This is a genomic window from Solibacillus sp. FSL K6-1126 (assembly GCF_038003445.1).
Lineage (GTDB): Bacteria > Bacillota > Bacilli > Bacillales_A > Planococcaceae > Solibacillus > Solibacillus silvestris.
Window position 1 is genome coordinate 1,255,154 of record NZ_JBBOPD010000001.1, and the last position, 21,356, is coordinate 1,276,509.

17 protein-coding genes are annotated in these 21,356 nt (G+C 40.8%); all 17 read left to right on the top strand.

What is annotated here, in order from left to right:
* Position 1 precedes the first annotated feature (1 nt).
* The 17 genes from dapA to recA all read left to right on the top strand — a co-directional run bounded on the left by dapA (position 2) and on the right by recA (position 21,165).
* Entirely contained in the window at positions 2 to 913 is a 912-nt protein-coding gene (gene dapA / locus MHH44_RS06025; protein ID WP_014824457.1) for a 4-hydroxy-tetrahydrodipicolinate synthase, read from the top strand.
* 325 nt (positions 914 to 1,238) lie between these two features.
* The gene (locus tag MHH44_RS06030) at positions 1,239 to 2,906 is read left to right on the top strand and encodes a ribonuclease J (protein ID WP_008403216.1); all 1,668 of its coding nucleotides are present in this window, start codon (positions 1,239 to 1,241) and stop codon (positions 2,904 to 2,906) included.
* Positions 2,907 to 3,237: 331 nt separating this feature from the next.
* Positions 3,238 to 5,535 carry an FtsK/SpoIIIE family DNA translocase gene (locus tag MHH44_RS06035; RefSeq protein ID WP_340798038.1) on the top strand — a complete coding sequence of 766 codons (2,298 nt, stop codon included), beginning with the start codon at positions 3,238 to 3,240 and terminating at the stop codon, positions 5,533 to 5,535.
* A 198-nt stretch (positions 5,536 to 5,733) separates the two neighbouring features.
* Positions 5,734 to 6,462: a GntR family transcriptional regulator gene (locus tag MHH44_RS06040; protein WP_340798039.1), complete on the top strand. Its 729-nt coding sequence runs from the start codon at positions 5,734 to 5,736 to the stop codon at positions 6,460 to 6,462.
* A gap of 61 nt (positions 6,463 to 6,523) precedes the next feature.
* On the top strand, positions 6,524 to 7,636 hold the full coding sequence (locus MHH44_RS06045; RefSeq protein ID WP_340798040.1) for a BMP family lipoprotein: 1,113 nt from the start codon (positions 6,524 to 6,526) through the stop codon (positions 7,634 to 7,636).
* Positions 7,637 to 7,885: 249 nt separating this feature from the next.
* Positions 7,886 to 9,427, top strand: coding sequence for an ABC transporter ATP-binding protein (locus MHH44_RS06050; protein ID WP_340798041.1), 1,542 nt, complete (start codon positions 7,886 to 7,888; stop codon positions 9,425 to 9,427).
* A complete protein-coding gene (locus MHH44_RS06055; RefSeq protein WP_340798042.1) occupies positions 9,427 to 10,476 on the top strand; it encodes an ABC transporter permease in 1,050 nt (349 codons plus the stop codon). Before MHH44_RS06050 ends, MHH44_RS06055 begins: the two co-directional genes overlap by 1 nt.
* Position 10,477: 1 nt before the next feature.
* Positions 10,478 to 11,437, top strand: a complete 960-nt coding sequence (locus MHH44_RS06060) for an ABC transporter permease (protein WP_014824453.1) — start codon at positions 10,478 to 10,480, stop codon at positions 11,435 to 11,437.
* Between the two features lie 842 nt (positions 11,438 to 12,279).
* The gene (gene yfmF, locus MHH44_RS06065; protein ID WP_340798043.1) at positions 12,280 to 13,542 is read left to right on the top strand and encodes an EF-P 5-aminopentanol modification-associated protein YfmF; all 1,263 of its coding nucleotides are present in this window, start codon (positions 12,280 to 12,282) and stop codon (positions 13,540 to 13,542) included.
* Positions 13,543 to 13,545: 3 nt separating this feature from the next.
* The gene (yfmH, locus tag MHH44_RS06070) at positions 13,546 to 14,850 is read left to right on the top strand and encodes an EF-P 5-aminopentanol modification-associated protein YfmH (RefSeq protein ID WP_008403203.1); all 1,305 of its coding nucleotides are present in this window, start codon (positions 13,546 to 13,548) and stop codon (positions 14,848 to 14,850) included.
* Complete coding sequence (gene ymfI / locus MHH44_RS06075) at positions 14,847 to 15,575, top strand: elongation factor P 5-aminopentanone reductase (protein ID WP_065216395.1); 729 nt, start codon at positions 14,847 to 14,849, stop codon at positions 15,573 to 15,575. The genes yfmH and ymfI overlap by 4 nt, the downstream gene beginning before the upstream one ends.
* A 47-nt stretch (positions 15,576 to 15,622) precedes the next feature.
* Positions 15,623 to 15,880 (top strand): DUF3243 domain-containing protein, encoded by a 258-nt coding sequence (locus tag MHH44_RS06080; protein WP_008403201.1) that lies wholly within the window; start codon positions 15,623 to 15,625, stop codon positions 15,878 to 15,880.
* A gap of 267 nt (positions 15,881 to 16,147) precedes the next feature.
* Positions 16,148 to 16,936 (top strand): DUF3388 domain-containing protein, encoded by a 789-nt coding sequence (locus MHH44_RS06085; protein ID WP_008403200.1) that lies wholly within the window; start codon positions 16,148 to 16,150, stop codon positions 16,934 to 16,936.
* Positions 16,937 to 16,990: 54 nt separating this feature from the next.
* Complete coding sequence (locus MHH44_RS06090; RefSeq protein ID WP_231918688.1) at positions 16,991 to 17,893, top strand: helix-turn-helix domain-containing protein; 903 nt, start codon at positions 16,991 to 16,993, stop codon at positions 17,891 to 17,893.
* A gap of 46 nt (positions 17,894 to 17,939) precedes the next feature.
* Complete coding sequence (gene pgsA / locus MHH44_RS06095; RefSeq protein WP_008403198.1) at positions 17,940 to 18,518, top strand: CDP-diacylglycerol--glycerol-3-phosphate 3-phosphatidyltransferase; 579 nt, start codon at positions 17,940 to 17,942, stop codon at positions 18,516 to 18,518.
* Between the two features lie 144 nt (positions 18,519 to 18,662).
* Positions 18,663 to 19,922, top strand: coding sequence for a competence/damage-inducible protein A (locus tag MHH44_RS06100; protein WP_340798044.1), 1,260 nt, complete (start codon positions 18,663 to 18,665; stop codon positions 19,920 to 19,922).
* Between the two features lie 166 nt (positions 19,923 to 20,088).
* Positions 20,089 to 21,165, top strand: coding sequence for a recombinase RecA (gene recA, locus MHH44_RS06105; RefSeq protein WP_014824449.1), 1,077 nt, complete (start codon positions 20,089 to 20,091; stop codon positions 21,163 to 21,165).
* Positions 21,166 to 21,356: the final 191 nt, after the last annotated feature.

Here is a 21,356-nt window from a genome sequence, read left to right on the forward strand (position 1 = left end):
TATGGATTTCGGACGTATTGGTACAGCGATGATTACACCGTTTAAAAAAGACGGTACGATTAATTATCCTGAGTTAGAACGTATCATTGATCATTTAATTGAAAATGGTACAGATTCAATTATTGCTTGTGGAACAACTTCGGAAAACCCGACAATGTCAACTGAGGAAAAAATCGAGGTCGTGCGCTTTACAGTTGAAAAAGTGGCAGGACGCATCCCTGTTATCGCAGGTACAGGTGATAACGAAACAGCTTACTCGATTATGATGACTCATAAAGCAGAGGAAAATGGGGCAAACGGAATCATGCTCGTAACTCCATATTATAATAAGCCAAACCAGCGCGGCATGTATGCCCACTTTAAAACAATCGCAAAAGAAACGAAACTCCCTGTCATGCTATATAATGTCCCTGGTCGTACAGGTGCCAACATTTTAGCGGAAACAACGATTGCGATCAGCAAAGACGTACCGAATATTACATGCATTAAAGAAGCAAGCGGTAACCTGGATCAGATGGGCGACATCATTGAAAATGTCGATTCGGATTTCCATGTGTACTCAGGTGATGACGGGTTAACATTGCCACTTCTTGCAATCGGCGGTCGCGGTATTATTTCTGTCGCTTCACATGTTGTAGGAAAAGATATGCAGCAAATGGTTCGCGCATTTGAAGAAGGCCGTCATCAGGAGGCTGCAAAAATTCACCGTGCATTACTGCCGCTCGTTCGTGCGCTGTTTGCACAACCGAATCCATCACCAATTAAATATGCGATGACAAAACTAGGCTTTGATACGCTTGATGTACGGATGCCAATGATGGAAATGCTACCGGAAGAAAAGGCAGCATTTGATGAAATTTGGGATACGTATCAGGAAAAAGCAAAAGGTTTCCGCGCATTACAAGTAAACTAACACATACACAGTCACTCCTTCCGATGAGAAGCGGGTGACTGTTTTTTTATTTTAGCGAAATGAGGATTATAGAGGATGAACTGAGAATTATTCATAACTAACTGAGGATAATGCGTCAATGCTTGAGGAATATCCGTCACCAGCTGAGGATTACACAGTTTAAACTGAGGATTAAAATTTCCGCGCCAAGTAAAACGGCTGCGATTTTAATTTGCCCGGCATAACGTAAAAAAAGAAAATCACTTTTTTATTTGTACTAACGTCATTCTCACCGTATAATGAACTTTAAGTGGTTGCTGTTCGGAACAATTTAGGAGGAAATAAAGTGACAAAATCAAAAAATGAACTAATCCGTGTCATTCCATTAGGTGGAGTTGGCGAAATCGGAAAATCAATGTATGTAATAGAAATCGATGAAGAGCTTTTCGTAGTAGACAGTGGGCTCATGTTCCCAGAAGACGAAATGCTTGGAATTGATATCGTCATTCCAGATATCACGTATTTAGAGGAAAATAAAGATCGCGTAAAAGGTATTTTCCTGACACATGGACATGAAGATGCAATTGGATCGATTGCGTATGTATTAAAGAAAATTAAAGCACCGGTATACGGTTCGAAGTTAACGATCGCATTGGCGAAGGAGCATTTAAAAGAATTGCCTGCACCTTACCAAGTGAAATTCTTTGAAGTATCGAGCAATAGTCGCATGAACTTCAATTCTACTTATGTGACATTCTTCCATACAACACATAGTATTCCAGATTCATTAGGTATCGTGTTCCATACTTCGGAAGGCGCTATCGTTCACACGGGTGAATTTAAATTTGACCAGTCGGCAACAGGCAAGTTCAAGCCGGATTTGGCAAAGATGGCGATGCTCGGTGAAGAAGGCGTATTCATGCTTTTATCAGAATCAATGGAAGCAGAACGTCCAGGCTATACAACAAGTGAAGCAGTTATTGCAGAAGAATTGCAAAAAACGTTCCATTCGGCACCAGGTCGAATTATCGTAGCATTATATGCATCTAACTTTATTCGTATTCAGCAAGTGTTTAGACAAGCTGCCGCATCGCACCGTAAAGTCGCAGTAGTCGGAAAATCGTTAGAAAAAATGGTCGATATCGGTGTGAACCTAGGCTACTTGGAAATCGATGAATCAACACTTGTACCAGTAAACGAAATTCATAAATATCATGATGACGAAATTATTATTATGGCTACGGGCAACAAAGGTGAACCACTTGATGCACTAGATAAAATTGTGCGTAAACACCACCGTGACATTAAAATCAGAAATACAGATACAGTCCTGATTACATTTACACCATCACCAAGCATGGAAGTGCAAATGTATAACACGATGAACCAATTGGCAAAAGCGGGCGCACATGTCATGACTTCGAATAAGAAAGTCCACGTTTCAGGTCACGGCAGCGCGGAAGATTTAAAACTGATGCTGAACTTTATGAAGCCGAAATACTTTATCCCGGTTCAAGGGGAGTACCGCATGTTAATTGCGCACTCGAAACTTGCACAACAAGTAGGTCTGCAAAAATCACAAATCTTCATCGCAGATAAAGGCGATATTGTTGAATACAAAAACGGCAAAGTGCGTATGACAGGTCGTGTACAAGCAGGGAATGTACTGATCGACGGAATCGGTGTAGGCGATGTAGGGAATATTGTACTGCGCGACCGTAAACTGCTTTCTCAAGATGGTATCTTCATTGTCGTTGTAACATTGAACCGTGCACAGAAGAAAATTGCTTCAGGTCCCGAAATTTTATCGCGCGGATTCGTTTACGTTCGTGAATCAGAACAGTTAATGGAAGAAGCATCTGAAATCGCACGCGAAGTGATCGAGAAATATGTCGGCAAAGAAACATTCGAATGGACAAACATTAAGCAAGAAATTCGCGACACACTAAATCAATATTTATTCCAAAAAACAAAACGTCGTCCAATGATTATTCCGATCATTATGGAGTACTAATTTGAAGGGGAGACATATCATTGCTCCCTTATCTAATAATCAAAAAGGGTTTTCTTACATTAAGCGTGAGAAAGCCCTTTTTCTAACTAAATTTCCGGAGTCGAGATGTTCTTTATAGAGTTGAAATTAGCGAGAGCTGGATAAAGACAGTAAAACCTGAAGATTACGTGAAAAAAACTGATTTTTCGGTACATAGCGGTAAAACTATTTTAATTCAGCACAAACTAAGTTATCGCTTACGCTTAAATAACACATCAACATAATTCGGAAGCCTATATTGCAACTTTGGCGTCTAACAATATGGAACAATTTTTAAGTAGGTGAACAACGATTGGATAAAAAGAAAAGTAGTAAGTCAAAAGCAAAAGCAAAGCCGACGCTAAAGCCAAAAACAAAAGAGGAGATGCATCCGCTCGCATATGAAATTATCGGATTGCTGCTCATCGCATTAGCCATTATCGAATTTCTGGAGTTCGGACTTGTTGGACGAATGCTCCATTCAATTGCCATGTTTTTCTTCGGCAATTTACATTTTATCATTCCGTTATTATGCTTTTTAATCGCAGGGATGTTAATGGTTAAACGCCGGGGTGTCGCATTCAATACCCGTGTCGTATACGGCGTGCTGTTTGTTGGGGCAAGCTTGACGATTTTCAGTCATAGTTTGTTATTCGAACAAATGCATGCAACGAATACATTGTTGTCCAATTCCGTATTAAAGGAAACTTGGAGAATTCTCATCAGTACGGACGGAATCGTAAACCGCAGCAATGCGCTCGGCGGAGGGATGATCGGCGGATTATTATTCAGCCTGTTCCACGTTTTATTTGATGCTTCGGGAGCTAAAATTGCCGCATTTGTATTATTGGCAATCGGAATTATTTTAATTACCGGAAAAGCGCTCGTGCCAATATTAGTGGAGAAAGCCCCGAAACTTAAGGGAAAGTTCAAAAGGACGAAACGCAGCACAAGAAGTAAGCCGCAACCTGAAACGAAAGAGAAGCAGCGTCGTTCTAAAACCGAACCGATTATTGAAGAGGAAGCGGCTGATTTGGAAGACCTGATTATTACAACGGCAACGCCAGCACCACATCATGAACCGATCATTTCAAATTTTGTGGAGCAGGTAAAACAGGAAAAGCAAAAGGGTAGCGAAATTGAGGTAGAAGAAAAAATAAGTGAGCCGATCATGGCTGTAACTTCCGAACCGGACCAAACTTACATTTTACCGTCCATGCAGCAACTGAATCCACCACCAGAACATGATCAAAGCGGTGAATATTCGGTCATTCAAATGAATGCAAAAAAACTGGAACAAACGTTTTTAAGCTTCGGTGTAAAAGCGAAAGTGACACAGGTTCATTTAGGTCCTGCAGTTACAAAATATGAAGTCATGCCGGACACTGGTGTAAAAGTAAGTAAAATTGTCAGCCTTCAAGATGATTTGGCACTTGCCCTAGCAGCAAAAGATATTCGTATTGAAGCTCCAATTCCAGGTAAGTCGGCTGTCGGGATTGAAGTACCGAACAGTGAAGTAGCTGTCGTAACATTACGTGAAGTGCTTGAAGCAAATGAGCAGGTGAAAGTCGGGGCCAAATTGCTGGTAAGTTTGGGACGCGATGTAACAGGCCAGGCGATTGCGGCTGAGCTTAACAAAATGCCCCATTTATTGGTCGCTGGTTCAACCGGCAGCGGTAAAAGTGTATGTATCAATGGCATTATTGTGTCACTATTAATGCGCGCAAAACCAAGTGAAGTGAAAATGATGATGATCGATCCGAAAATGGTGGAGCTAAGTGTATATAATGGTATTCCGCATTTATTGGCACCGGTTGTAACAGATCCGCGTAAAGCGGCACAGGCTTTACAAAAAGTTGTGTCGGAAATGGAACGACGCTACGATCTATTTTCACATTCCGGTACAAGGAATATTGAAGGATATAACGAATATATCGATATAAGCAATGAAGAGGCAATGGAGAAACAACCGAAGCTTCCCTACATTGTCGTAATTGTCGACGAGCTGGCGGACTTAATGATGGTTGCGTCAAGTGAAGTGGAGGATGCGATTACACGGCTTGCCCAAATGGCGCGTGCAGCAGGGATTCACCTCATTATCGCGACACAAAGACCGTCTGTTGATGTTATTACCGGCATCATCAAAGCAAATATTCCTTCCCGTATTGCATTTGCCGTGTCATCTGCAGTCGATTCCCGCACCATTTTGGATATGGGTGGGGCAGAGCGACTACTTGGCCGCGGCGATATGCTGTATTTACCGGCAGGAGCATCCAAACCAGTCCGTGTGCAAGGTGCATTTGTAAGTGATCATGAAGTGGAACGAATTATTAACAGTGTCATTGAACAGCAAAAAGCACAATATGAGGAGGCGATGATTCCGACAGATGAACCGATTGTTGATGTGATGGATGAAACGGATGACTTGTATGACGATGCAGTTCAGCTCGTACTGGAAATGCAAACAGCTTCCGTATCTTTACTGCAGCGCCGATTTAGAATCGGGTATTCACGTGCAGCCCGAATTGTCGATCAAATGGAACAACGCGGTGTCGTTGGACCACCTGAAGGCAGTAAACCGCGTCAAGTTCTAGGGAACCGATTTAACTAGAAAACCTTGACATTATCGGACTTTTCGGAATATATTCTTTTCTATAAGTTTTGAAATAAATTCGCTAATTTTTCACATTAACATAACACATTGAAAGAAATATGTTTTCTTTTTTCGTTTAAAGTGTTATATTATTCACGAATTAGTAGGAATGTTGTACATCAGATGTCTGATCTCTAGTTATGGTGGTGATACTAATTGACAATTAAAGCAGATCATCGTCATTTATACTTACAAGTGATTGATCGTTTGAAGTCAGATATAGATAAAGGGACCTATCGTGAGAACGAAAAATTACCCTCTGAATTCGAACTTTCAAAAACATTGGGTGTGAGTCGTGCAACGCTTCGTGAAGCACTGCGACTGTTGGAAGAAGAAAACATTATTGTCCGTCGTCATGGTGTCGGTACATTCGTCAATCCAAAGCCGGTCTTTACGTCAGGCATTGAACATTTATCGAGTGTATCATCTATGATTGAAAATGCGGGTATGAATCCTGGCACAATCTTCATCAGTGCCAAGGAAGAAAAAGCCACGGAAGATGATGTGGAACGTTTCCAAACTGACATTGATGACAATGTTATCACGATTGAACGTGTAAGAACGGCAGACAATGAACCGGTCGTCTACTGTGTAGACAAAGTACCGGCCAATTTACTGCCAAAAGAATTTATAAGTAATCAAAACGTTTCGATTTTCTCGGCTTTAGAGCAAACCGGATCCATCCGTGTCGCATATGCAGTGACATATATCGATCCTGTAGGCTTCCACGATGAAGTATCACCGATATTGAAATGTGGGCCGGAAACAGCATTGCTTGTATTAAAGCAACTTCACTATGATGAAAATGATCGTGTCGTTCTTTATTCAAAAAATTATTTCAGAGCTGACAAATTCAGCTTCCATGTAGTACGTAAACGGGTGTAGAACAATAATTTCTATTATTTAATTCCTGCTAATATCAATTACCTTTGAGGGGGACTCATTAATGAAAAAGCGTAAATTTGGTTTATTAATTTCTTCTGTAGTAGCAACTGGTGCAATTTTGGCAGCATGCGGAACTGACGATGAGGGCACTGATTCAAAAGACACTTCTAACAACGATTCTACTTCTGGTTCTGAAACAAGCACAGACGCTGGTTCTGGCGATTTCTCAATCGCAATGGTAACAGACGTTGGTGGTGTAGACGACAAATCATTCAACCAATCAGCTTGGGAAGGTGTTCAAAAATTCGGTGCTGACAACGGCCTTTCTAAAGGTGACGGTGGTTTCGACTACTTACAATCTCAATCAGATGCTGACTACAACACAAACTTAAACAACTTATTACGTCGTGACTTCGATTTAGTATTCGGTGTTGGTTTCATGATGGGTGATGCAATTGAAGAAATCGCTAATGACAATCCAGATGCACAGTTAGCATTAATCGATGCGGCTGTTGAAGCTGACAACGTAGCAAACATCCTGTTCAAAGAACAAGAAGGTGCTTTCTTAGCTGGTGTTGTTGCTGCTTCAATGTCTGAATCAGGCAAAATCGGTTTCGTAGGTGGTACAGATATCCCAGTAATTAACCGCTTCCACGCTGGTTTTATCGAAGGTGCAAAAGCTGTTAACCCGGATATCGAAATCCAAGTAAACTACACAGGTGTTTTCGATGATGCATCTAAAGGTAAAATCGCTGCGAACTCAATGTACTCTTCTGGCGTAGATATTATTTTCCACGCTGCTGGTGCTACTGGTAACGGTGTATTCTCAGAAGCTAAAGAGCGTAAAGCAAAAGATCCGGAGGCTAACGTATGGGTAATCGGTGTTGACGCTGACCAATACGCAGAAGGTCAAGTTGATGACTCAACAAACATCACTTTAACTTCTATGTTAAAAGGTGTTAACAACGCAGTAGTGGATATCGCTACTAAAGCGAAAAACGGTGAGTTCCCAGGCGGAACAACAACTGTTTACGGTTTAGCTGAAGACGGTGTTGGCTTAGCAGATTCTCGTGGTGCGATTCCTCAAGAAGTATTAGATAAAGTAGAAGAATATAAAGAGAAGATTGCTTCTGGCGAAATTAAAGTTTCAGAAGAAAAACCGAAAGATAAATAATAATTCTTAATGGAGTAATCATCATAGGGGAATTATTCCCTATGATGATTTTCTAATTTACAGGTATGTTTTAAATATTCAGTAAATTGGAAATGTAAGCGTTATATTTTCATAGAATTGTAAAAAAAGATACTTATCTAGTGTAAATTTCGTCTGAAAATTAATAGATGAAAGATTTTACCAAAAATCTTTCATGTGTTAATTTTATAAAATAATTTTAAAGATAAATAGCCTAAGGGAGTGAGTCTAGTGGAATACGTGATTGAAATGCTAGGAATCCGTAAAGAGTTCGGTAATTTCGTAGCAAACAACAATATCACCCTCCAGTTAAAAAAAGGCGAAATTCATGCACTACTAGGAGAAAACGGTGCAGGTAAATCGACTTTAATGAATGTACTTTTCGGTCTATATCAACCAGAAGCCGGAGAAATTAAAGTACGCGGAGAATCAGTAAAAATTACAGATCCAAACAAAGCAAATGATTTAGGAATCGGAATGGTACACCAGCACTTTATGCTTGTGGAAAACTTCACGGTTACGGAAAACATCATTTTAGGTAGCGAACCTACGAAATTAGGAGCTATCAACATAAAAGACGCCGCAAAAGATATCGCTGCATTATCGAAGAAATACAATCTGGATGTGGATCCATATGCGAAAATTGAAGATATTTCTGTCGGAATGCAACAGCGTGTAGAAATTTTAAAAACATTATACCGTGGTGCGGAAATCCTAATTTTTGACGAGCCGACTGCATCATTAACACCACAAGAGATAACGGAATTAATGGCGATTTTAAAACTTCTGATTAAAGAAGGCAAATCGATCATTATCATTACGCATAAGCTGAAAGAAATTATGGAATTATCTGACCGTGTAACAATTATCCGTAAAGGTGAAGGGGTTGGAACAGTCGTAACGAACGAAACAAACCCGGATCAGCTTGCGGAATTAATGGTAGGCCGACAAGTAGAATTCAAAACAGAAAAAGGGGAAGCAAACCCTACTGAAGAAATCTTCAAAGTCGAAAATCTTGTTGTAACGGATTACCGGGATGTCGAAAAAGTAAAAGGTTTGAATTTATCGATTCGTCGTGGGGAAATCGTTGGTATTGCAGGGATTGACGGAAATGGTCAATCAGAATTAATCGAAGCAATCACAGGACTGCGTAAAATTAAGAGCGGTAAAGTTACTTTAGGCGGCAAAGATATTACAGGTTTAAAACCGCGTGAAATTACGGAGACAGGTGTAGGACATATTCCTCAGGACCGTCACAAACACGGGCTTGTCCTGGATTTCCCTATTGGGCACAATATCGCATTACAAACTTACTATAAATCGCCAATTTCAAAAGGCGCAATTATGGATTATAAGAAAATTAACGAAAAAGCACGTAAAATCATTGAAGAGTATGATGTTCGTACAGGTCAAGGTGAAATGACGCCTGCACGTGCACTTTCAGGCGGTAACCAGCAAAAGGCAATTATCGGCCGTGAAGTTGACCGTGATCCGGATCTGCTGATTGCAGCACTTCCTACTCGTGGATTGGACGTTGGGGCAATTGAATTTATCCACTCTCGTTTAATCGAGCAACGTGATAAAGGAAAAGCCGTATTATTAATTTCGTTTGAATTAGATGAAGTAATGAATGTTTCTGACCGCATTGCCGTTATTTATGACGGAACAATCGTCGATACGGTTTATCCGAAAGAAACATCTGAACAAGAACTGGGCTTATTGATGGCCGGTGAAAAACGTAAAGCAAAGGCAGTTAAGGAGGGGAACGAATAATGTCAAATCGAGTTGTGAATCTGCTCGTTCCACTCATCTCGGTAGTTTTAGGATTACTCGTTGGCGGAATCATCATGGTTGTCAGCGGCTATGATGCAATCGATGGGTATACTGCCCTATGGAATGGTATTTTCGGAGATTCTTATTCTATCGGTAATACAATTCGCCAAATTACACCGTATATTTTAGCAGGTCTTGCGGTAGCATTCGCCTTCCGTACAGGATTATTCAACATCGGTGTTGAAGGTCAGCTATTAATGGGCTGGCTTGCAGCGGCATATGTCGGATATGCAATTGATGGATTACCACGTATTATCCACTTGCCATTAGCATTACTAGCGGCTGCGGCAGCTGGTGCATTCTGGGCATTTATCGTCGGTTTCCTGAAAGCAAAACTCCAAGTACACGAAGTAATTGCGTCGATCATGTTAAACTACACAGCATTATATTTAACAAATGCTGCAATTAAATCATTATCAGACGGCGGTTTCAAAACGCCGACAGTATTAGAGTCCGCTACATTACGTAATCAGTGGTTACGTGACATTACAGATAATTCAAGTCTTCACTTAGGGATTATCGTTGCGCTGATCATGGTTGTTGTCATGTGGTTCATTTTAGAAAAAACAACGCGCGGTTATGAGTTAAAAGCAGTAGGGTTCAATAAAAACGCTGCTGAATATGCAGGTATGAACGTAAACCGCAATATCATTTTAGCGATGACAATTTCCGGTGTATTCGCCGGTCTTGGCGGTGCGATGGAAGCATTGGGAACATACCAGAACGCATCGATTAAAGCAGCAGCTTCAGGTATCGGATTCGACGGGATTGCCGTAGCATTACTTGGTGCAAACAATCCAATCGGTGTATTCTTCGGGGCTTCATTATTCGGTTCCCTGAAATACGGTTCTTTAAACATGCCGAACGAAGCTGGAATTCCGGAAGAAATCGTATCGATCATTATCGCAGTAATTATTTTATTCGTCGCATCAGGCTATATTTTACGTGTTGGTTTACAGAAATTCGGAAAGAAAAAGGAGGGCAAGTAACATGAGCTTTTTAGAAGTGTTATACTTTATCGTCCCTTCTGCCCTTTTATACGCAACACCGCTTATTTTAACAGGTATCGGGGCTCTATTCTCGGAGCGTGCAGGGGTAATCGGTCTTGGTGTTGAAGGGTTAATGATTGTCGGTGCATTTACAGGTATTTATATAAACCTTGAATACTATGCTGATTTTGGGAAAAACGTCATTTGGCTGGCTTTATTAGCAGCGTTGTTGGCAGGGGCCATCTTCTCGTTGATTATTGCCGTTGCAGCCGTAACATTCCGAGCAGACCAAACTGTTACAGGTGTTGCCCTGAACATGCTTGCTGCAGCGATTACAGTATTCTTAGTAAAATTAATTTACGGTAAAGGTCAAACAGACATGGTTTCAGCGCCATTACAACGTTTTGAAATACCGTATTTATCCGATATACCGTTTTTAGGACCGCTATTGTTCCAAAATGTATACTCTACAACAATTATCGCATTGGTTGTTGCGGTAGGAGCATGGTTTGTTCTTTACAAAATGCCATTCGGTTTACGTATTCGATCAGTAGGAGAACATCCAATGGCAGCGGATACGATGGGGATTAACGTAGCAAAAATGCGTTATATCGGCGTTATGATTTCCGGTGCATTAGCAGGTGTTGGTGGTGCTTCATTGGCTATGACATCATCTGGTGATTTCTCTGGCTCTACAGTAGCAGGACAAGGTTTCATCGCCATTGCCGCAATGATCTTCGGTAAATGGCATCCACTTGGTACCCTAGGTGCTGCACTGTTCTTCGGATTAGCACAAACATTAAGTATCGGTGGCGGGAATATCCCATACATTCAAGAGATCCCACCAGTAATCCTGCAAGTCCTGCCATACGTCCTGACAATCCTGGCATTAGCAGGCTTCGTAGGAAAAGCAGTAGCACCAAAAGCATCAGGCGTTCCATACATCAAAGGAAAACGCTAATTATAAAACCGTCTGTACAAAGTGGATTTGTACAGACGGTTTTTTTATGTTGAATAAGTGTGGGCACTGAATTTAATAGCCAAATTGCTGGAGAAAGTAGAACTGATTGAAGAGAAAGTGGAAAGTTTTGTGGCTAAAGCGGAAACTATTTAGAGGAAAGTAGAAAGTTCAGGAACTAAAGTAGAAACTATTCAGGGGAAAGTAGAGTTTTTTAAAGGAAAAGTAGAAAGTTATGGGGCTAAAATGGAAGCTATTTAGGAAAAAGTGGAACTTCTCGCTCGAAAAGTAGAAAGCGTTGATTTTATTAACTAGTTGCGGGAAAAAGTAGAAAGTTTTACGGCTAAAGTAGAAGCTATTCATGAAAAAGTAGAAACCGCGGAATTTATTAGCCTTGATCTGTAAAAAAGAAGAACCATTATAAAGTAAAAAATAAAATTAACGAACCTTGCCACGAATTAGATAAGCAGCCCAAACTTCATACAAAACCATAGTTGTGCGGAGTGGAGGGGCCGACTCCTAGGGGATTAAGCGTGCGCGGAAAATCCACTTGATGTATGCCGCCGTAGAGGCATACATCAAGTTAGTTGGAGCCACGCCCCCAGGAAAGCGTGCCCTGCAACGCAGTACAACGGACTCCATTAAGAAACGCAGAAAGTGTCTAGAAATTTTATTATAAAAAGAAATATTTTTAATTTTTTACCGTTCATACTTTTTATTCATAAATGTCACGAATTAGGGAACACTTAGTACGGATAATAACTTTGCACAAATCAAGGCAACACATGTATAGTAGAGAAGAAGCATTTATATTTATATTCACGAGGTAGTCAGGAGGAGTTTTTTTGTTTTTAACAACCGAAATTGCGAAAGGTGTTTCGCTTCATATACGACAAACCGCCCAATTCAAAACGGTGAACTTTTCGATCAAATGGAGAGCACCATTAAATGAAGAAACAGCGGCACAACGTACAGTATTATCGAATGTCCTGCAGCACAGCAACGAAAAATTTCCAACATCGGCAAGTTACCGCAGCTATTTAGATGACCTTTTTGGCACAGTATTGTATTTTGACACAGCAAAGCGCGGTCAGGAGCATACTGTACTATTAAATGTCGAAACAGTAAACGACCAGTATTTATCACATGGCAATGTATTAAATGAAGTAATCGATCTGATCCATGAAGCAATCTTCAAACCGAACTTCGAAAACGGCGTATTTAAAGAATCAATTGTCAACCGCGAAAAAGAGATGGTCATCCAACGTATCCAATCCATTTTTGATGACAAGTCACGCTATGCACAAAAACGTTTAACAGAAATTATCCGTCCAAACAGCGCAGCATCATTTTCTGCAAACGGAAATATCGAAGCCGTAAAAGCAATTACACCACAATCATTAACAAAAACATATGAAGATATGCTAGCAAATGATGTCATTGATATTTACGTTGTCGGCGATATTAATATCGAAGAAATGACGCAGCAGCTAAAAGCAGCTTTCCCGTTTGCTGACCGCGATGCACATCAGACAACAAAAGAAGATACAACTCCTGCAAACGTTGAACCATATACAAAAGAAACGCAGGAAATGAAACAAGGGAAACTGCATATCGGCTACTCGACACCTGTCCGATTTGGCGATAAAGATTTCCCAATCATGCAAATTTTCAACGGTATCTTTGGCGGATATGCCCATTCAAAATTATTTATGAATGTCCGCGAAAAAGAAAGTTTAGCTTATTATGCATCAAGTTCATACGCTTCTCAATACGGATTATTGTTTGTCGTGTCAGGTATTGAGCCGGCAAATGAAGAAAAGGCACGCCAACTAATTGCAGATCAGTTAAAAGTGATGCAAAACGGAGAAATTACCGATTTAGAATTGGCGCAAACGAAGGCGATGCTTATTAACCAGTTAAAAGAAGCATTGGATTCACCTCGTGGCCAAATCGAAATTTTTGACCAATACAAAGCATTAGACGAACCGTTTAATTTGGATACGTGGACTGCACGCTGGCAATCTGTGTCAAAAGAAGACGTGCAAAAAGTGGCACAGGATATTAAATTAGAAGCAACGTATTTCTTATGCGGTAAGGGGGAGTAATCCATGGAAACAATTGAATTCCAGCAACTAGATGAAACATTATATTACAAGCAGCTAAACAATGGATTAGACGTATACATTTTGCCGAAAAAAGGCTTTTCAAAAACATTTGTGACATTTACAACGAAATATGGTTCGATTGACCGTACATTCGTACCGATCGGAGAAACAGAACCGGTTACTGTGCCGGACGGGATTGCCCACTTTTTAGAGCATAAAATGTTCGAAAAAGAAGACGGGGATGTATTCCAAAAGTTCAGTGAAGTCGGCGCGCAGGCGAATGCGTTTACATCATTTACCCGCACAGCATATCTATTCTCTGCAACAGACCATATTTATAAAAGTACGGAAACATTATTGAATTTCGTACAGGAGCCGTACTTCACAGAAGAAACGGTGAATAAAGAAAAAGGCATTATCGGACAGGAAATTACGATGTACGATGACCAGCCGGATTGGCGTTTATATTTTGGCGCGATCGAAAACATGTATCATAACCACCCGGTGAAAATTGATATTGCCGGCACGATCGAGTCAATTGACGGAATTACGGCCGAGCATTTATATACGTGCTACAACACGTTTTACCACCCATCGAACATGTTATTGTTCGTAATTGGTGCTGTAGATCCTGTTGAAATGATGGCCTTTATTGAAGACAACCAAAACAAAAAGACATTCCAGAAGCCGACAGATTTAAAACGTTTGTTTGATGAAGAACCAACAAATGTGGCAGAAAAAGAGCGCGTGCTTCATATGGATGTCCAAAAACCAAAAGTGTATGTTGGTTTAAAGGCGAAGCAGGTTGATTTAAGCGGCGAAGAAATGCTGAAGCATGAGCTTGCTGTTCAGATCGGCGTTGAATGTTTATTCGGCCGCGCTTCATCGTTCTATACAGATGTATATGAAAACGGCTTAATTGACGAATCATACGGCTATGATTTTTCATTGGAAAATGGCTACGGTTTTGCACTGATCGGCTCTGATTCGGAGCAGCCGGAGCAGCTTGCCAAATTGATTAAAGAGAAGCTTGCACAATCAGAACAAGAGAACTTATTCACTTCTGAAGATGTAGAACGTATTAAACGTAAAAAAATCGGTTTCTTCCTGCGCGCACTGAATTCGATTGAATTTATCGCCAACCAGTTTACACGTTATAAATTTAACGACATGAACTTATTTGATGTGGTACCGGTGCTGGAGACGATTACAGTCGAAGATATCGTCAATGCATTTAAGACGATTCAAGGTGAAGAGCAACAAACGGTGTTTACAATCATGCCGGTTAGCGGGCGCGATCAAAAATGAAGAAGTTTGCATTAGTTTGTGGTGCATCTGGTGCGATTGGGCAAGCGATTTGCCAGCAGTTAGCACAGGATGGCTGGTCACTCTATCTGCATTATCACACAGGGCATACTGTCATTGACAGTATGCTTCAAACGTTTACCGAAAACTTTCCGAATCAGGAGTTTATACCAGTAAAAGCAGATTTCAGCAGTGACACCGGGGCGGAGCAAATTGCCGCCCAAATTTATTCATTGCAGGCAATCGTCTATGCGAACGGTCATGCATATTATGATTTGCTGGAAAACACTCCAGCCGAGGAAATGACCAAACTTTGGCACGTCCATGTACAAAATCCGATGCGAACAACCGCACTGCTCGCGGGTAAATTACGAGCGAACAAAGTCAGCTATGTGCTTGTCATCGGTTCAATCTGGGGTGATGTCGGAGCAGCGGGCGAAGTAGCCTACTCAGCTGTAAAAGGCGCTCAGCACAGTTTCGTAAAAGCATACTCGCAGGAAGCGGCGTTTAGCGGCATTCGTGTTAATGCGATTGCACCTGGAATTATTAATACGAAGATGAATGCAAAGTTTGATGCCGAGGAGCGCGAAATGATCGAAAGTCAAATTCCTTTACAATCTTTTGGGGAAGCACTTGATATCGCTAATATGGCGGCTTTTTATTTGAGCGGACGTGCGGATTATGTGACAGGGCAAATAATTCGAGTTAATGGCGGTTGGTACATATAATTTCCTGATATCCGCACATACTAATTGTGCGAGAGGAGGGAAAGCAAATGGGACTTTTACAAAACTGGGAACAATGGACAAGCTTCTTAGGTAAACAAGTATCTGATGCAAAAGAAAGCGGCATGCCTAATAAAATGATTGAGAAGGCCGCAGTTCAGATTGGTGAATATCTTGCGAAAAACGTTGACCCACAAAACGAGCAAGAGCGTGTGTTATCAGACTTATGGTCTGTTGCCGAAAAGGACGAAAAGCAAGCAATTGCAAGCTGTATTATGAAGCTCGTTCAAAATAAGCCACAACACTAATCGGCTATACGAAAAAATGTCACTCACTGCATAAGTGAGCGGCATTTTTTTCGGTTTACATATTTGCATGATTTACTAATTGAACCAATCTCCAACTAGAAATGCATGATTGTCCAACATTGTTACTTCCAGAACGTGTTTTTTTAAAAATTATTTCAAGAAAACTAACAAAAACGTGGCTTTCTAACTTTTCAATAGGTAGAAAATCCGCTATGATGGAACTTGTAAGAAATAAATACGTTTCTATTATGAGGGGACAGATACAAAATGGGCGAATGGTATTTTGAATATGAAATTCAAGTGAATCGACCAGGTTTATTAGGAGATATTGCATCGCTGTTAGGAATGCTTCGCGTTAATATTGTCTCGATTAACGGTGTGGATGAGGAGCATCGTGGAATGCTGTTATCTACAGAAAACGAAGAATCTATCCAGCGTTTTATTTCAATCGTCTCAACAATGGAAAATATTAATGTAACAAGATTTCGTGAGCCAAAGCTGCGTGATCGGTTGGCTGTTCGGCATGGGCATTATATACCGAAAGATGCGGATGAAAAAAATACATTCCGGTTCGTACGTGACGAATTAGGAATTTTAGTTGATTTTATGGCCGAATTATTTAAAAAGGAAGGGCATAAATTAATTGGAATCCGTGGAATGCCGCGTGTAGGAAAGACAGAGTCAATCGTTGCCGCAAGTGTGTGCGCGAATAAAAAATGGATTTTCATTTCTTCTACTATGATTAAACAAACCGTCCGGAATACGTTAATGGGCGATGAGTTTAATGGGAATAATATTTTTATAATGGACGGTGCCGTCACACGTCGCTCGACGGATGAACGCCACCAGCAGTTAGTTCGGGAAATCATGGGTATGCCGACGATTAAAGTCATTGAGCATCCAGATCTGTTCGTACAGCATTCATCATATAAAATAGAAGATTTTGACTATATAATCGAATTGCGCCATGAGCCGGATGAAGAAATAACATATGAAATTATTGAAAAGAATAATATGTTATCAAGTACAGACCATTTTGGCGGATTTGATTTTTAGTAAATATGAGGGTACATAGTATGTGCTCCCATTATTTGAATATATTAAAAGTAGGTGTTTTTTTTGACGGAACTAGGAGCTCGCTTGAAAGAAGCGAGATTAGCTAGAGGTTATAGTTTAGATGATTTACAAAACATCACAAAAATCCAAAAACGTTATTTAATAGGAATCGAAGAAGGTAACTATACTATTATGCCTGGTTCTTTCTATGTACGTGCCTTCATTAAGCAATATGCAGAGGCAGTTGGATTAGATGCGGATGAAGTATTGACTGAGTATCGAAAAGATATTCCGGAAATGCAAAAAGAAGAGGTCGCTCAATCATTCACACAGAGTCCGAGTCGCCGCAATATGAAAGCGACATCGAGCAATAAAATGAATGAAGCAATGCCGAAGTTGATCGTCGCATTGTTTGCGATTGTCATTATTGTCGTGATTACAACTCTCTACATTCAAAAAACGGGCAGTACCCCGGATGGAGCAGAAGAGGATATTGAACCGATTGAATACGAACAAAATCCAAATTCAACACCAACAAAACCTGTTGAAGACAGCGAAGAAAACACAGATGCAGACACTGAAGAAAACACTGAGCCTGAAGAACCTGTCACAGAAGAGCCTGAAGCAGCTCAAACAATCAGTGAAGGTGTTGTACAAGGTGAAGATACAACTTTTGAAGTATCGGGAACAGACAGCCTGAATATCCGTGTTGAAGTAGCAGGTGATACATGGGTTGGTATTCGTAATGAAAACCGCCAAGAGCAAGTAAATGCACGTGTCTACAAAGCTGGAGAAGTAGTAGAACATGATTCAACGGCAAACGGTTATGCACGTATTCGCTTAGGAAACTCAAAAGTGGCAAAAGTTTACGTAAATGATGTAGAATTAGCTTACGCACAAGATATGGTTTCTCAAAACGTGATTTTAAAGTTAGTGAATGAAGGACAAGGAGAGTAGTCATCTTAAAAGATGGCTCTTTTCTTTAGACGAAAGGTGTTAGCAAATGAACATACCAAATAAGATTACAGTCTCGCGCATTTTATTGATCCCACTATTTGTGATTGTAATGATGTTTGATTTCGGTTGGGGGAATATGACGCTGTTTGGCGCGGAAATGCAAGTGAACTATTTTGTCGGGGCACTTATTTTTATTTTCGCTTCTGCAACGGACTGGGTTGATGGCTACTATGCCCGCAAATATAATTTAGTGACGAACTTAGGGAAGTTTTTGGACCCGCTTGCAGATAAGCTGCTCGTTTCCGCTGCCTTTATTTTATTGGTGGAAATCGACTTGGCACCTGCCTGGATTGTCATTATCATTATTTCGCGTGAGTTCGCGGTAACGGGACTTCGACTGATTTTAGCTGGACAAGGGGAAGTCGTAGCGGCGAACCAGCTTGGTAAAATTAAAACTTGGGCCCAAATCGTGGCGATTTCTGCATTAATTTTACACAATACGATTTTTACATTAGTTGGCATACCTTTTGATATGATCATGCTTTATGTAGCGTTGTTCTTTACAGTATGGTCTGGATGGGATTATTTCTATATAAACCGTCGTGCATTATTGGATTCAAAATAAATAAAATTTCTAAAACTAGGTTAGAATTTCTTTTAGGATAGGTAATAGTAATAAGTATCCATAAAAGACATAACAGATGCCCGTGCATTTTGGACGGCGCTGTTTTTCTAATCTAGTTTTCTTTATATTTAGGGGGTTTTAGGAATGAATGCAGAAATTATAGCGGTAGGATCGGAATTATTATTAGGACAAATCGCCAACACGAACGCGAAATTTATTTCGAGCCAGCTTTCGGAACTTGGCATTAATGTTTATTATCATACAGTTGTAGGAGATAACGAGGCGCGGCTATTAGAGGCGATCAAAATTGCGGAACAGCGTGCGGATGTAATTATTTTCTCAGGTGGTTTAGGTCCGACAAAGGATGATCTGACAAAAGAAGCGATTGCGAAACATTTGAATCGTACGTTAGTGTTTGATGAAACGGCGCTGTTTGCGATTGAGGAATTTTTCTCGAAGCAAAGACGACCGATGACGGAAAACAACCGAAAACAGGCGCTAGTACTGGATGGCTGCGATGTCTTGTTGAACCAGCATGGGATGGCACCGGGGATGTTTTTGGAGGAAAATGACCGCATTTATATTTTACTGCCGGGTCCGCCAAAAGAACTTGAGCCAATGTTCCAATATGAAACGAAGCCAAAACTGGCAGCACTTTTGCATGACGGCGGTGTAATTTTATCGCATGTACTACGTTTTTACGGGATCGGTGAAGCAGATCTGGAAACCCGCATACAGAGTATTTTGGAGGAACAGACAAATCCAACAGTAGCCCCGCTTGCTTCAGATGGTGAAGTTACATTGCGCATTACGGCAAAAGCACAAAACGAACAACAGGCATTCCGTCTGATCGAGTTAAAGAAACGTGAAATTCTCGATATCGTCGGAGAATACTATTATGGCGTAAATGATGAATCATTAGGTTTCAAGCTTGTGCAAATGCTTCTTGAAAATGAATTAACAGTTTCCGCTGCCGAAAGTTTAACGGCCGGTCTGTTCCAGTCGGAGCTGGCAGAAATCCCGGGTGTTGGATCTGCATTAATCGGCGGTGTTGTGACGTATACGAAAGAAGCGAAAATTAAGCACCTCGGTGTTTCCGGTGAACTGCTTGATGAAAAAGGCATCGTCAGCAGTGAATGTGCAGCAGCAATGGCAACACAAGTCCGTGAAAAGTTCGGTACAGATATCGGCGTTGGGTTGACGGGAGCAGCAGGACCGGGTGATCATGACGGACAGCCTGCAGGATCAATCTGGGTTGGCATTAAGATCGGTGACACAGAACCGCTCACGTACCGACTACAATTAACCGGTTCAAGAAATACGAACCGAATCCGCGCAGTGAAGTTTACATTCAGCTATTTAATGAGAGAATTAGCGAATCAAGGTTACAAAAAGCTGATTTAGTTGTTGTATTCTAATGAAAAAGACAATTTGATCAGTGATTTAAAGACATTTAGAAACATTCAAAGAAAAAGCGAAAATATGTTCGCTTTTTTCTTGAATGTTATCTCATTAGCAAGTATAATAGAGACATAAGTTAAATAAAGCTTTTTCTTAAGGAGGAAATAGTTTGAGCGATCGTAAAGCAGCATTAGATATGGCGTTAAAACAAATAGAAAAACAATTCGGTAAAGGTTCTGTCATGAAGTTAGGTGAAAACTCGAACCGTCATATGGAGACAACTTCATCAGGCTCTATCGCAATTGATGCAGCATTAGGTATAGGCGGCTACCCGCGCGGACGTATTGTAGAAGTTTACGGACCAGAATCATCTGGTAAAACAACAGTTACATTACATGCCATCGCAGAAATTCAGGCAAACGGCGGTACAGCAGCGTTTATCGATGCTGAGCACGCACTTGACCCGGTATATGCACAAAAATTAGGCGTTAACATTGACGAATTATTATTATCACAGCCGGATACAGGTGAACAAGCACTTGAAATCGCAGAAGCATTAGTACGTTCTGGCGCGATTGATATTATCGTAATCGACTCTGTAGCAGCATTAGTGCCAAAAGCCGAGATCGAGGGCGAAATGGGTGACTCGCACATGGGTCTCCAAGCGCGTTTAATGTCACAGGCATTACGTAAATTATCAGGTGTTATTAATAAATCGAATACGCTTGCTATCTTCATCAACCAAGTTCGTGAAAAAATCGGTGTTATGTTCGGTAACCCGGAAACAACAACAGGTGGACGTGCCCTTAAATTCTACTCTTCTATCCGTTTAGAAGTACGACGCGGTGAAGCGATTAAGCAAGGTACAGAAATTATCGGGAACAAAACGAAAATCAAAGTCGTGAAAAACAAAGTAGCACCACCATTCCGTACAGCGGAAGTGGATATTATGTACGGCGAAGGGATTTCAAAAGAAGGCGAAATCGTCGACATCGGTGCAGAACTGGACATCATCCAAAAGAGCGGTTCTTGGTATTCATACAACAGCGAACGAATCGGCCAAGGTCGTGAAAATGTAAAACAATTCTTCAAAGAAAACCCAGCGATCAAAGAAGAAGTGACAGAAAAAATCCGTCAACACTTCGGTATCGGCGAACTAGGCTACACAATCGGCGCCAACGATACAACTGAAGAAGAAGAACTGGACGAACTAGAACTATTCGAAGACGAAAAAGATAAAGAATAATGTTACAGACCCAAGCGAAGAATTTTGCTTGGGTTTTTGTTTTTGTTGGGGAAGGGCGGTTTTATAGTTATGGTGGGGCGGTCTTTGGTTGAAGTACCTGTTGGGTCAGTGGAGTAGAATAAATATGGGTTTTATTAGACGGTCTCTGCGTGATATTAGAAGATGAGAATGATTTAACCGATTTTGATTGA